The sequence below is a fragment of the Flavobacterium sp. genome (assembly GCF_036741995.1).
In the GTDB taxonomy this organism is placed as follows: domain Bacteria; phylum Bacteroidota; class Bacteroidia; order Flavobacteriales; family Flavobacteriaceae; genus Flavobacterium.
In genome coordinates this window covers 1-12,944 of record NZ_DAINRG010000021.1, presented here as the reverse complement: position 1 = coordinate 12,944, position 12,944 = coordinate 1, and the positions used below count along the sequence as shown (strand labels likewise).

Genomic DNA, 12,944 nt, shown 5'->3' with positions numbered 1-12,944 from the left:
TAACTTCAATATTTTATATTTGTTGGCTTAACATTTTATAATGGAATTAAAACTCAACAGACCTATTTGCTTTTTTGACCTTGAAACTACTGGGATTGACGTTGCCAAAGACAGAATTGTAGAAATATCGATTTTTAAGGTTTATCCTAATGGCAATAAAGAAAGTAAAACCTGGCTGGTGAATCCAACTATTCCCATTCCGCCACAATCTACTGCGATTCATGGAATTTCTAATGAAAAAGTAGCCAATGAACCAACGTTCAAAGAACTGGCCGGACAAGTACACAATATGATTAAGGATGCTGATTTGGCCGGATTTAATTCGGACCGGTTTGACATTCCGCTTTTGGCCGAAGAATTGCTTCGGGCGGAAGTCGATTTTGATATGAAAAATCGCGTTTCCGTTGATGTGCAAACCATTTTTCACAAAAAAGAAGAACGAACGCTTAGTGCTGCCTTCAAATTTTACTGCAACGGAAGTCTGGAAAACGCCCACAGCGCTGAAGCTGACACGATGGCCACTTATGAAATTCTGAAAGCCCAATTAGACCGCTATGAGGATTTGGATAATGATATGAAAACATTATCGGAATACACCACCCGTAAAAAATCGGTTGACTTTGCCGGATTCATTGCTTTGAATGCGGAAGGACAGGAGATATTTACTTTTGGTAAACACAAAGGCGCCTTGGTGGATGATGTTCTAGATAAAGAGCCGGGCTATTTCGGTTGGATTCAAAACGCCGAATTTCCGTTGTATACCAAGAAAGTATTGACAGGCATAAAGTTGAGAAAACTAAACAATAAATTCAGTTAATTTTCGTTAGTACCAGTCATGAAGATTATTTGCATCGGAAGAAATTACGTAAATCACATCGAGGAGTTAAAAAATGAACGCCCTGACGAACCCGTTATTTTCTTAAAGCCCGATACTGCTATCGTACCCAAGAAATTCCCCTTTTTCATTCCGGCTTTCAGCAATGAAATTCACCATGAAGTGGAGATTCTGGTCAAAATCAATAAAGTAGGCAAATACATTGACACTAAGTTTGCGCACAAATATTACGACGAAATAGGATTAGGAATTGATTTTACGGCAAGAGATGTTCAAAATACTTTGAAAGAGAAGGGGTTGCCCTGGGAAAAAGCCAAAGCTTTTGACGGTTCAGCGGTAATTGGTGACTTTCTTCCGAAAAATGATTTTAGTTCCGTTGAAAATATTAATTTTGAGTTGACCAATAACGGAAAAACCGTTCAAACAGGAAATACCAGCCACATGTTGTGGAAGATTGATGAAATCATCTCGTATGTTTCGCAATATTTTACACTCAAAAAAGGCGATATTATATTCACAGGAACACCCGAAGGCGTCGCCAAAGTAGCACCCAACGATGTTCTGGAAGGATTCATAGACGATAAAAAACTATTAAGAATACACATTAAATAATGGCAATAAACTACAACCTCGCAAAAGTTTACGCACTTTCAGACAACGATCCTGAATTTGTTATGCAAATCATCACTTTGTTCGTTACTGAGGTGCCTCAGGATATGAAGCAAATTGATTTAGGTATCAAAACCAAAGACCACAAATTAGCTTACGCATACGCACACAAAATAAAACCAAGCTTGGATTTATTGGGCATGACCGTGGCATTTGAGGAAATCCTTCAGGTAGAAGCCTGGACCAAAAGAGAAGGCAAACGCAAAGAAATCAATGATACTTTCGAAAGCATTCAAAGCCAGGTAGAGAAAGCCGTAAAAGAAATCAAAAAGGATTTCGAAATGTAACAGAAGAAGCGAAAGGCTCGGGCATTATCAGTAATGGTAATTCCCGTTTTCCGCTCTACAAGGTGCCGCTCCAACCGGGGCTAGTCAGTTATCAATTTGAGTCTTTGTAAACAAAGCAAAAACTTAGTGCCTCAGCTACTCAGCTCCTTAGAACCTTAATAATAATGAAAGCAACCATAGTAACCATTGGCGATGAAATCCTAATCGGGCAAATTGTGGATACCAACTCCGGGTATATTGCCAAAGCCTTAGATAAAATTGGCGTACAAACCCACGAAATGCTTTCCATTTCTGATGACAAACAACACATTTTAGATACGTTTGCGTCACTGCAAAACAAAGTCGATTTGGTAGTTATAACGGGTGGTTTAGGTCCAACCAAAGACGACATCACCAAACATACTTTCTGCGAATACTTCGAGGATACTTTAGTAGTCAATCCGGCAGTAGAAGCCCACGTCATCGAAATGATTGAAGGCTTTTATAAAAGACCAATCACACAGTTAAATCGGGATCAGGCACTGGTTCCTTCCAAATGCGAAGTGCTTTTCAATAAAATGGGTACAGCACCCGGCATGTGGATGAAAAAGGAAAACACAGTCTACATCTCGTTGCCAGGCGTACCGTACGAAATGAAATACATCGTCGATAACGAAATCATTCCGAAAGTTGTAAAGGAATACAAACGACCCTACTTCGTTCACAAAACCATACTCACCTACGGGCAAGGGGAAAGTCTGATTGCCGAGCGTATTGAGAACTGGGAAAACAATCTCCCAGAGTTCATCAAACTGGCGTATTTACCCAATCCGGGCAGAGTGCGTTTGCGCTTAACGGCTCGTGGCGACAACAAAGAAATTCTTGAAAAAGCCATTCAGGAAAATGTAGATTCCTTAACCAAAATCATCGGCGATATCATCGTCGGATTTGATGAAGAAGAAACCATTGAAGTGGTGTTGGGAAGATTGTTAAAGCAACAAGGAAAAACTATTGCTACAGCCGAAAGTTGTACCGGTGGCAAGATTGCCCAAATGTTTACTTCAGTAGCTGGTTCATCTCACTATTTCAGGGGAAGTGTCGTGAGTTATGCGACGGATACCAAAGTTTCCATATTAGGCGTTTCCCAAAGCACAATCGATGAGCATTCTGTCGTAAGTGCAGCAGTGGCCAAAGAGATGGTAATCGGGATAAAAAAACTGATGCAAACCGATTACGCCATTGCTACAACAGGTAATGCCGGGCCCAGCAAAGGGGATGCGGATGCCGAAGTTGGGACGGTTTTTATAGCTTTGGCTACACCAAATGAAATAATAATTGAAGAATTTAATTTTGGGCAACCCCGTGAAAAAGTGATAGATAGAACGGCAAATAAAGCCTTCGAACTATTGCAGAAAGAAATTTTAAAAAATCTGCGATAATTTTTTTGTTACTACAATATATTTTCCTTAAGTTTGCACCCTCGAATTGAATAACGATAAAAGAAAAGCATAATGTCAAGAGTTTGTGACCTTACAGGTAAAAGAGCGATGGTAGGAAATAACGTTTCTCACGCTATGAACAAAACTAAGAGAAAATTTTCTGTTAACTTAGTTAAAAAACGTTTCTATCTTGCTGAAGAAGACAGATGGATTACGCTAAGAGTAGCTGCGTCTACAATTAAAACAATCAATAAAAATGGATTGGCTGCTGTTTTGAAAAAAGCAAAAGTTGAAGGATTTATCAAATAATTCTAATCCAATAAAAATAAAGTAAGATGGCAAAGAAAGGTAATAGAATACAAGTTATTTTAGAGTGTACTGAGCACAAAGGAACAGGTCTTCCTGGAACTTCTCGTTACATCACAAACAAAAACAAAAAAAATACTCCGGACAGATTAGAGATTAAAAAATTTAATCCAATCTTGAAGAGAATGACTGTTCACAAAGAAATTAAATAATATCCTTAGTAAGGATTTTAAAAGTATAAATCATGGCAAAGAAAACCGTAGCAACGTTACAAACAGCTTCAAAAAGATTAACCAAAGCAATTAAAATGGTTAGATCTCCGAAAACAGGTGCATATACTTTCCAAGAAAGCATTATGACTCCGGAAGAAGTAGATAGTTTCCTTAACAAGAAATAATTCAACAAACTCTATATATCAAAGCTACTTTCATTCGGAAGTAGCTTTTTTATTTTTATATTTTTTCCGAATTTATTATTTTGCCAACGGAAGAAAGAACCTCATAAAAATTTCATATTTTTGACCGGCAATTCAAATTTTATGAGGTTTGCCCAACAATTTTTTGAATTTTCAATCCAATACTCATGAGCTTTTTCAAAAGAATATTTTCCTCCGAAAAAAAGGAAACCTTAGACAAAGGTTTGGAACAAACCAAAACCTCTTTTCTTTCCAAGCTGACCAAAGCCGTAGCCGGAAAATCAAAGGTTGACGATGAGGTTTTAGATAATTTGGAAGAAGTCTTAGTATCTTCTGATGTAGGAGTGAACACTACGCTGAAAATCATTGAAAGAATCGAAGCACGCGTTGCCGAAGACAAATACATGGGCACTGAAGAGCTCAACAAAATCCTTCGCGAAGAAATTGCCGGACTCTTATCGGAAACCAAATCGGGAGAAGAAACCGAGTTTACAATTCCCGCCAACAAAAAACCGTATGTGTTAATGGTTGTCGGAGTTAATGGCGTTGGAAAAACTACAACCATTGGTAAGTTAGCGCATCAATTCCATAAAGCCGGGTATAAAGTAGTTTTAGGTGCTGCCGATACGTTTCGTGCCGCGGCGATAGACCAATTGCAAATTTGGGCGGATAGAGTGGGCGTTCCATTGGTAAAACAACAAATGGGTAGCGATCCTGCATCCGTAGCGTTTGACACCCTGCAAAGTGCCGTGACTCAAAATGCCGATATCGTCATTATTGATACCGCCGGTCGTTTGCACAACAAAGTAAATTTGATGAACGAGCTGACCAAAGTAAAACGCGTTATGCAAAAAGTCGTAGAAGACGCCCCGCACGACGTATTATTAGTATTGGATGGTTCTACCGGTCAAAATGCTTTTGAGCAAGCCAAACAGTTTACAGCTGCTACTGAAGTATCGTGTCTTGCGGTTACCAAGTTAGACGGAACTGCCAAAGGCGGAGTGGTAATCGGAATTTCGGATCAGTTTCAGATTCCCGTGAAATATATTGGAGTAGGAGAAGGTATTGAGGATTTACAGGTTTTTAATAAATTTGAATTCGTAGATTCGTTTTTTAAATAAAAGCATATGAATAAAGTGGTACAATTTTTTAAAGAAGCTTCAGCAGTAAAGCTAATTTTAGTAAGTATTGCAATAGCCGTATTGAGCTATTTCATCCAAAAACCATTGCCTAATATCTTTATGGGATTGCGACTTATTGCTTTCCTATTGTTTATTTACGGTACTATCCGTTTGCTGAATAAAAAATAATTTACTGATACAAGGCCGCTATTTTCGTCCAAAGCGTCTCATCAAAATCCGAAAGTGCTAAATTTTCACTATCCGCAGCATCTCCCATTCGGATGACTACCATCTTTTTACTCGGAATCACATAGATTTTCTGATCGTTTTTCCCCAAAGCCATAAACATATCACTAGGGGCTGTAGCAATTAAACTCCCGTTAAACTGTACTTGAGTTTGCGGCAAATGATAACTCGCTTTTCCGTTTAACCACCACAAATACCCATAACTTAAGTTAATATTCTGCGAAGTTGTTGTGGCTTGTGTAAAGTAGGCTTCATTCACAACCTGAGTGCCATTCCACTTTCCTTTGTTCAAGGCCATTAACCCAAAGCGTGCCATGCTTCGGGTGGTACTCCAATAAATAGTATTATTTCCGGATTGTATCCACGAACCGGTCATCCCTAATTTATCTCTTAATTTAGTATTGAAATAAGTACTCCACGTTTGCCCGGCAGCATTAGCAATCACATCTTGCAATTTCACATACACATTGCTGTAAGCCCAACGCGTTCCGGCATCGGCTTTGTAATTTAAACTGGAGGGCGTAACATCATCGCTATAAACCCCATTCACATAATCATCAATGCCTGAGGTCATGCTCAATAAGTTTTTACACGTAATCAAATTTTCCTGTGCCAGGGTTTCATTCGTCCAATCGGTTCCGATATAGTCCGAAACTTTATCGTTGATGTTCAGCAAACCGTCCTGTTGTGCAATTCCGGTCATGGTGGAAGTCAATGTTTTTCCGGCACTGGCCCAATACCATGGAGTGGTAGCGGAATGTCCGTTAAAATAATTTTCCATCACCATTCTTCCGTTGACCAAAATGATAAAGGATTTGGAATGTTTCAGTTCTAAGTAATCCAATAGGGGTTGCACAGCCGATTGGTTCCAGCCCAAAGTGGCGATGGTTTTGGTTTCCCAAGTAGTGCTGCCATCATTTGGCGGAAAGTACATCGCTTCTTCGACCGGATTTGGAGTAGAAGACGAATCTGAACTGCAACTGAAAACGGTAAGCAAAAGAATAGGCAGTAGGAATATTTTTTTCATGGCTGGATAAGTTTCTCTTTGGACTTTAAAGATATAAAATAGTTTAATGTTGATAATATTAATTTCCTTTTGTCCTTACGGTATTAATTTTAAAATTAAATTTGTGAGTTCACTAAAACTCCTATCCGAATTAGAAAAGATGAAGAAAATAAGCTTGTTACTGTTGGCCTTAGTTTTGATTTCCTGCCATTCCAATGTCAAAAAAGAAGACTTGGCCAAACTCAATGGCTATTGGGAAATTAAGCAAGTACAATTGGCCAATGGGGAAACCAAAGACTATAAAATCAATGAAACCATTGACTATTTTGAAGTGAAAGACAATGCTGGCTTTCGCCAAAAAGTAATGCCGCAGTTTGATGGTAAATACAAAACCAACGACATCAAAGAAACCATCAAAATCATAGCCAAAGACAATAGTTATTTCATTGAATACAAAACCAAATTCGGGAAATGGCAGGAAGAAATCATCGAGCTGGCCGATTCGACTTTGGTGCTTAAGAACAAAGACAAATTGCAATACCAATACAAACGTTTCACTCCTTTTTCACTAAAATAATGGCCAAAAGACTCAGCAACGAAAGTCCGATAGGAGAGGTGCTCAAAGCATTTATTGAAACCAATAAACTTCAAGGCGGCATGGACAAAATTGACGTGCAGGAAGCCTGGAAATCATTGATGGGCAACGGGGTCAATAGCTATACAAAAGAAGTCGTGCTGAAAGGTTCTACGCTTTATGTTTCTTTGACATCGGCCGTGTTGCGCGAGGAGTTGAGTTATGGCAAAACCAAAATCATCACCATGATTAATGAGGAATTGCGCAAAGAAGTAGTCAAAGATATAATTTTGCGTTAAGTGTTGATTTCTAAGTCTTTGATGTAGTCTTCGTGTTCAAAGAAAAAGTACTCAAACTGAGTCATGGTTTCGCTAAAGAAATCAAAAATCTCCGGCCAATAACTTTTGTTATTTAAGCTAACGCCAAGTTTTTCCACCCAAATTCTACTGATGATTTTTCCGTTTTCCAGATAAAAATTGCGTTCCAAAATGGCTTCCGGCAGATAGTCTTCGTGCAGTATAGTTTTGAGTGATTCTATTTTTTCGAAATAAATTTTGCGCTTTTCTTCGTCTTTTGGCTCTATGTCTAACAGCACTTGCGCCTTTTTATTATCGATGTAAAACTTGAAAGTAACGTCCTTGATTTTAGTGTCATACAACAACCATTTGCGGGGATAAGCCTCGGCAAATGCGGTCCAAAATTCTTTTTTTATCAGTAATGCTTCTTCTTTGCTGTACATTTTATTGGGCTAAAAATTGGTGTGCCTTGATTTTTTAAGGTAACTTTATATTCCAAAACTAACTATCATGCACTTTGACGAGTTTTTAAAATACACGCCAAAAATACTAAATGTCGAGCTACCGGCAACGAATGCGCATGCAAAAATGGCACCGTCCAACCGATTGGAATTATTGAAATCCATTAATTTCGAAAAAATCAATCCGCGCAAAGCGGCCGTGATGATGCTTTTTTATCCTAAGAATTCACAAACACACCTGGCTTTAATCCTCAGAAATTCCTATAATGGAGTGCATTCGTCCCAAATAGCTTTCCCGGGCGGAAAAGTAGAAGAGGACGATATTGATTTAAGTGACACCGCACTAAGGGAAACCCATGAAGAAATAGGTGTGCCACGGTCTCACATTAACGTAATCCGAGCTTTTACCGAAGTCTATATTCCACCGAGCAACTTTATGGTGTATCCTTTTTTTGGGTACAGCACCAGCGAATTACAGTTTCAATTGCAGGTTGAAGAAGTGGCGGGCTTGGTAGAGTTGCCACTGGCTGACTTCCTGGATGACCGATTGATAGAAAACAAAATCATGAAAACGTCCTATGCCGATGCCTTTGAAGTGCCCGGATTTAAAGTCAATCAGCATTTCATTTGGGGCGCCACTGCAATGATGTTGAGCGAATTGAAAGAAACGCTGAAAATGGTTATATAAAGCCTTAGTTTTCGTAAATTTGCCGTCCTTATAACAATGAAATTGAATTATGGGTTTGTTCAAACGAAATCCTTTTGGTCATATTCTTATTATCAAAAAATGGTTAATCCGCATCTTTGGAGCCATTACGCACCGCCGGTATCGTGGTTTTAACGAATTGCATATTGACGGTTCTGAAATCATCCGAACGCTTCCTGATAAAAACGTACTGTTTATCTCCAATCACCAAACCTATTTTGCCGATGTGGTGGCGATGTTTCATGTGTTCAACGCCAGCCTATCGGGGAGGGAAGACAACATTAAAAACGTGGGCTATCTGTGGCAGCCAAAAATGAATATTTACTATGTAGCTGCCAGCGAAACAATGAAAGCCGGTTTGCTGCCGCGCATCCTGGCCTATGTGGGTGCCATCAGTGTAGAAAGAACCTGGCGTGCCGGCGGGAAAGACGTAACCGAGAAAAAGGAAGTCAATCCTAATGACACCGAGAACATCCGCATTGCACTCGAAGATGGCTGGGTGATTACTTTCCCGCAGGGAACTACCAAGTCGTTTAAACCGGTGCGTAAAGGAACGGCACACATCATCAAACAACACAAACCTATAGTAGTGCCTATCGTGATTGACGGCTTCCGTCGTTCGTTTGACAAAAAGGGACTCCGCATGAAAAAGAAAAATATCCTGCAGTCGTTTATCATTAAACCGCCTTTGGAAATTGATTACGAAAACGAAACCATAGACCAAATCGTAGAAAAAGTAGCTTACGCCATAGAGCAGCATCCATCATTCTTAAATGTAATTCCGGCCGAGGAGATTGAAGAACAGGAACGCTTAAACAAACTGCGCGAATGGCATATCGATAAAAAAGAAGTCCCTCTATAGAGGGATTTTTTGTTAATACATCCTACCGTCACTTCGAGTGTTTTGAGCTTTGCTCAAAATGTATCGAGAAGCTTTTGCCAGGATGAGGTTCTCGATACAATTTTTGCTCCACTGCGTTGCACAAAAACCACTCGAACTGACGTTTGACTATAAAAATGAAATCCCGCTTAAGACGGGATTTTTTTATTTGAAGAAGTGTCAGAAGTCAATCAATTCTTTAAGAAACGCAGCGTTGGTTTTCCATCAATTTTTATAAAATAAGCGCCATTGGCTAGGTTTGTTACAGGAATGCTAAGGTTTTCAGCGGTGGTGAACGAAGTAACCAGTTTGCCTTCGGCGGTGAAGATAGCGGCCGACAATCCTTCGGCACAATTGGTGATACTTATCGCTTCCTGAGCCGGATTTGGATATAAAAGTACCTGTGGTGTCAGAGTTAGGCTATCGGTACTTAAATTGGCGGTGGCAATGCCTACAATTTTCTTGGCATCTCTTAAAAAGGTATACAACCAACCATTTCTGAGTTCTATAAAGGTAGGCTTGTCTAAGGTTAAAACAGTAGTTACTTGCGGATTGGTATCGGTGTAGTTGAACCTTACTATTTTGTTTCCGTCCATACAGGATACCAATATATCATTGCCAACCTTTACCAAACTATGAGGCCAGTTTAGGCCGGTTGTAATCACATTTTCAACGGTTCCTGCAGGGTTTGTTGGCTTAAAACGAATTATTTTATTGCTCTGCGATATGCAAACATAAATGTAATCGCCCACTTCCAGCAAACCATTAGGCCCGTCTATATTAGTGGTGATGATAGATTCCGGAGTAATAGGCAGGGCACTGTCAAGATTCAGGCGGCAGATTTTGTCACCAAAAAATTGGGAAACGTACAAATCATGACCTACTACCAGCATGTGTGCCGGATAGTTCCCAACACTGGTTAGGTTAGCCACATTGGTTAGGGTAGGCACAGCATCGTTGAGCGAAAATTTTTGGATGCTCCCCGATAAATACCCGGGAATATACATTTCATTATTATAGACGGCAAGACCCTGCGGAAATTCTAAAGTGCTGAATAGCGTAGTAGCCGGACTATTCGGATTATTGGCATCGGTCACTAATAAGCTATGATCATATGTGAAGTAAAACAAATCGCCTATAAAGGTAAATTTGCCATACAGCTGTGGTGAGGCATAGTAATCTTCCGTTTGGGCTGATGCCACTGAGCTGCTTAATAAAAAAAGAAAGACTACCCGTTGTAAATTTTGTATAAACTGCTGTTTCATAGGTGATTTTTTTACTAAGATATAAATTATTCCTACATCTTGATTTCTTTTTTTAAGATAAGAGCTTCAGTTTGTACTGCTTGACTAGGCTACATATCGTCACTTCGAGTGTCCCGACTTGTCGGGATGTATCGAGAAGCTTTTGTCAGTACGGGGTTCTCGATACAATTTTTGCTCCACTGCGTTGCACAAAAACCACTCGAACTGACGGGAGTAGTTTGTATATCGTCACTTCGAGTGTTTTGAGCTTTGCTCAAAATGTATCGAGAAGCTTTTGTCAGGATGAGGTTCTCGATACAATTTTTGCTCCACTGCGTTGCACAAAAACCACTCGAACTGACGTGGGTTGGCTGTACTTCGTCACTTCGAGTGTCCCGACTTGTCGGGAGGTATCGAGAAGCCTAAGCGTTATTTTAGCACAAACTTATAAATAAGATAAGGCGCCAGGGCAACCCCAATAGGAATCAGAATCCAAATTTGTCCTTCGGTCATGTTGTAGGCCTGTAGTAATTGTTTCCAGGAGTTGCCTCTTAGCAGGCCAAAGCCAAACTCAAAAGCCAACGTTAAAACCGACCAAACGATGCCAATCCGTAAAGCCTGCGTTTCTGAAGTGGGTGGCCAGGTTTTGACTACCCAGTAACTGTAAGCCCCCAGAAGAACCATTAACGACACCGTTGAGAGTTGATGCGCCGCCAGGGCACTCACATATTTTTTATACCCAAGGTCTCGGGCAGCCCCGTTCAAAACCGCCAATAGTACCATGGGGAACCAGCAGAGTACATACTTTATCATGTTACTTATTTTTTGGGTTGCTATAAACCGCTGTTGGGAGCCATTTTAATTCAAATTATAGGTCAACACAGAAGAATTAATTGGAGTAGCTACAAGATGAATGTTGGCTCCTGTAATACCACAAGAATATATCTCAGTTTCACTATTAGTGTCATTATATGCTTTGAAGAATATTTTTTGTCCGTCAGGCGAAAGTTTTGCATCAGCATTATCTTGAGCCATGTTAAAGTGAAGATTAGATGGTAACGATATTGGAATTTGAGTTTGATTAGTCCCATCATAATTACAAGTCCAAATAGATTGCCCTGCTGAAGATGTAGAAGTATAAATTACTTTGTTTTGTAATGCAGTACTTGACGCAATACTGTCTGAAGAGCAACTGATTTGGAATAAAATTCCTGCTAAACCGAAAACGAATAAATACAAGGTGCTTTTTAATAGATTTTTCATAATGTTTAGGTTTTATAATTAGTTTGTCAATTGATGTGGTCAAAAAGTGCACACAACATTCCTCAGCTTGGTGTAGTAGCGAATCCAGCGAGGTGATAATGTCTAATAAAGATAGCGTTTTTTCGTGAAGAAAAAAAGTCAGGTAACTAAGCAAACCAGCTATGGCGCGAAACCGCTGTTATGAGCTGGCTTTTTTATCTCGTTGTTCAATTCCCTTTTTCTTTTCTTCAGGTAGAGAATCGAATAAGTCATCAACTTCTTTGGGTTGAGTAATCATCACTTCGGTAATAATATTTACTAAAATGAATAATTTAGTTGCAGTTTCAATATCATCACGGAGATCTATTTTTCCAGGATGTACAGCATCATTTCCAATAACTCTTACTATATCAAGAGATTTTTGAATTTTAGGATTCAATCCTTTTGCTACCAAATTCCCAATATCTTCATTAATGTTATCTCCTTTTTCGCCTAAATGTTTACAAAGTTTCTGAATACTCAATCTTAAAAGAGCTGCGGCACCTCTTGGAGAAGCAATAAGAATAGAACGAGCTTCTTCATAATCTCTTGTTATATCTTCTGGCAAATCTGGATTTGGCAACGGAGCAGAACCGCTTGATGGAAATATCATATTTCCTTTTCTCCATAACGTGTAATTCCTACAATGTGCGCAAATACAATATTCAAGAGATGGTTCTTGCGTATAACTTCCTCTTCCAAAATAAACATTGTACCAAGATTGATTCGCATATGCACCACAAATTGGACAATTAAATGCGCTTCCTTTGTTTATTGCTGGTGTGTAACTTGCTTGCATTTCTATTAAGTTTAAGTTTTTAATTATCTTTTAAAGTAATCTTGGGAAAGCTTGCTCATAACTAGTAAATAAACTCAATTTCCCATTGAGTTAGTCTCCCAAATATACCCAACCTCTTTCAATTAACCACTTTTGCTATCTAAAATCATCTTTTTGTCGGGGTTTTGGGTGTTTTTATCGGTTTCCGCCACCTTCTTACTCCTTTCCGCCGGTTTCCCAGTCCTTTCCGCCGGCGGAAAGGAGTAAGAAGATGGCGGAAGACACTAAGAAGGTGACGGAAGACTTTAAGAAGGTAGCGGAAGACATTAAGAAGGTGACGGAATACACCAAGAAGGTGGCGGAACGCATCAAGAAGGTGGCGGAAGACATCAAGAAGGTGGCGGAAGACATCAAGAAGGTG

General features: G+C 39.5%; 19 protein-coding genes. 13 read left to right on the top strand and 6 right to left on the bottom strand.

Annotated elements, in window-relative coordinates:
- Positions 1–40 precede the first annotated feature (40 nt).
- The 9 genes from V7D82_RS08005 to V7D82_RS07965 all read left to right on the top strand — a co-directional run bounded on the left by V7D82_RS08005 (position 41) and on the right by V7D82_RS07965 (position 5,240).
- Positions 41–817 carry a 3'-5' exonuclease gene (locus V7D82_RS08005; RefSeq protein WP_333600454.1) on the top strand — a complete coding sequence of 259 codons (777 nt, stop codon included), beginning with the start codon at positions 41–43 and terminating at the stop codon, positions 815–817.
- 18 nt (positions 818–835) lie between these two features.
- Positions 836–1,447, top strand: a complete 612-nt coding sequence (locus tag V7D82_RS08000; RefSeq protein ID WP_333600453.1) for a fumarylacetoacetate hydrolase family protein — start codon at positions 836–838, stop codon at positions 1,445–1,447.
- The gene (locus V7D82_RS07995; RefSeq protein ID WP_333600452.1) at positions 1,447–1,791 is read left to right on the top strand and encodes an Hpt domain-containing protein; all 345 of its coding nucleotides are present in this window, start codon (positions 1,447–1,449) and stop codon (positions 1,789–1,791) included. The genes V7D82_RS08000 and V7D82_RS07995 overlap by 1 nt, the downstream gene beginning before the upstream one ends.
- Before the next feature lie 164 nt (positions 1,792–1,955).
- Positions 1,956–3,209: a CinA family nicotinamide mononucleotide deamidase-related protein gene (locus V7D82_RS07990; RefSeq protein WP_333600451.1), complete on the top strand. Its 1,254-nt coding sequence runs from the start codon at positions 1,956–1,958 to the stop codon at positions 3,207–3,209.
- Positions 3,210–3,281: 72 nt separating this feature from the next.
- Positions 3,282–3,518 (top strand): 50S ribosomal protein L28, encoded by a 237-nt coding sequence (gene rpmB, locus V7D82_RS07985; protein ID WP_121313180.1) that lies wholly within the window; start codon positions 3,282–3,284, stop codon positions 3,516–3,518.
- Between the two features lie 26 nt (positions 3,519–3,544).
- Complete coding sequence (gene rpmG, locus V7D82_RS07980; protein WP_035126304.1) at positions 3,545–3,727, top strand: 50S ribosomal protein L33; 183 nt, start codon at positions 3,545–3,547, stop codon at positions 3,725–3,727.
- Positions 3,728–3,759: 32 nt separating this feature from the next.
- Positions 3,760–3,912 carry a DUF4295 domain-containing protein gene (locus V7D82_RS07975; RefSeq protein ID WP_284652384.1) on the top strand — a complete coding sequence of 51 codons (153 nt, stop codon included), beginning with the start codon at positions 3,760–3,762 and terminating at the stop codon, positions 3,910–3,912.
- A gap of 185 nt (positions 3,913–4,097) precedes the next feature.
- A complete protein-coding gene (gene ftsY, locus V7D82_RS07970; RefSeq protein ID WP_333600450.1) occupies positions 4,098–5,051 on the top strand; it encodes a signal recognition particle-docking protein FtsY in 954 nt (317 codons plus the stop codon).
- Positions 5,052–5,057: 6 nt separating this feature from the next.
- Positions 5,058–5,240 (top strand): hypothetical protein, encoded by a 183-nt coding sequence (locus V7D82_RS07965; RefSeq protein WP_333600449.1) that lies wholly within the window; start codon positions 5,058–5,060, stop codon positions 5,238–5,240.
- A 1-nt stretch (position 5,241) separates the two neighbouring features.
- Here V7D82_RS07965 and V7D82_RS07960 read toward each other — a convergent pair whose 3' ends face one another.
- Entirely contained in the window at positions 5,242–6,324 is a 1,083-nt protein-coding gene (locus tag V7D82_RS07960) for a serine hydrolase domain-containing protein (protein ID WP_333600448.1), read from the bottom strand.
- A 103-nt stretch (positions 6,325–6,427) separates the two neighbouring features.
- On the opposite strand from V7D82_RS07960, the gene V7D82_RS07955 reads away from it, so the two are divergent.
- Together V7D82_RS07955 and V7D82_RS07950 are read left to right on the top strand one after the other, a co-directional pair.
- On the top strand, positions 6,428–6,880 hold the full coding sequence (locus tag V7D82_RS07955; protein ID WP_333600447.1) for a lipocalin family protein: 453 nt from the start codon (positions 6,428–6,430) through the stop codon (positions 6,878–6,880).
- Entirely contained in the window at positions 6,880–7,176 is a 297-nt protein-coding gene (locus V7D82_RS07950; protein ID WP_333600446.1) for a DUF721 domain-containing protein, read from the top strand. Before V7D82_RS07955 ends, V7D82_RS07950 begins: the two co-directional genes overlap by 1 nt.
- Here V7D82_RS07950 and V7D82_RS07945 read toward each other — a convergent pair.
- Positions 7,173–7,616: a DUF4268 domain-containing protein gene (locus V7D82_RS07945; protein ID WP_333600445.1), complete on the bottom strand. Its 444-nt coding sequence runs from the start codon at positions 7,614–7,616 to the stop codon at positions 7,173–7,175. The genes V7D82_RS07950 and V7D82_RS07945 overlap by 4 nt on opposite strands.
- A gap of 67 nt (positions 7,617–7,683) precedes the next feature.
- Here V7D82_RS07945 and V7D82_RS07940 point away from each other — a divergent pair, with 67 nt between their 5' ends.
- Both V7D82_RS07940 and V7D82_RS07935 read left to right on the top strand, forming a co-directional pair.
- Positions 7,684–8,322 (top strand): NUDIX hydrolase, encoded by a 639-nt coding sequence (locus tag V7D82_RS07940; protein ID WP_333600444.1) that lies wholly within the window; start codon positions 7,684–7,686, stop codon positions 8,320–8,322.
- Positions 8,323–8,371: 49 nt separating this feature from the next.
- Positions 8,372–9,202 (top strand): lysophospholipid acyltransferase family protein, encoded by an 831-nt coding sequence (locus V7D82_RS07935; RefSeq protein WP_333600443.1) that lies wholly within the window; start codon positions 8,372–8,374, stop codon positions 9,200–9,202.
- 209 nt (positions 9,203–9,411) lie between these two features.
- Here V7D82_RS07935 and V7D82_RS07930 read toward each other — a convergent pair whose 3' ends face one another.
- The 4 genes from V7D82_RS07930 to V7D82_RS07915 form a co-directional block, all read right to left on the bottom strand.
- A complete protein-coding gene (locus tag V7D82_RS07930) occupies positions 9,412–10,485 on the bottom strand; it encodes a T9SS type A sorting domain-containing protein (protein ID WP_333600442.1) in 1,074 nt (357 codons plus the stop codon).
- 408 nt (positions 10,486–10,893) lie between these two features.
- Positions 10,894–11,277, bottom strand: a complete 384-nt coding sequence (locus V7D82_RS07925; RefSeq protein WP_333600441.1) for a hypothetical protein — start codon at positions 11,275–11,277, stop codon at positions 10,894–10,896.
- A gap of 45 nt (positions 11,278–11,322) precedes the next feature.
- Positions 11,323–11,727: a hypothetical protein gene (locus V7D82_RS07920; RefSeq protein ID WP_333600440.1), complete on the bottom strand. Its 405-nt coding sequence runs from the start codon at positions 11,725–11,727 to the stop codon at positions 11,323–11,325.
- 178 nt (positions 11,728–11,905) lie between these two features.
- Positions 11,906–12,544, bottom strand: coding sequence for a DUF4145 domain-containing protein (locus V7D82_RS07915; protein ID WP_333600439.1), 639 nt, complete (start codon positions 12,542–12,544; stop codon positions 11,906–11,908).
- Between the last annotated feature and the right edge of the window lie 400 nt (positions 12,545–12,944).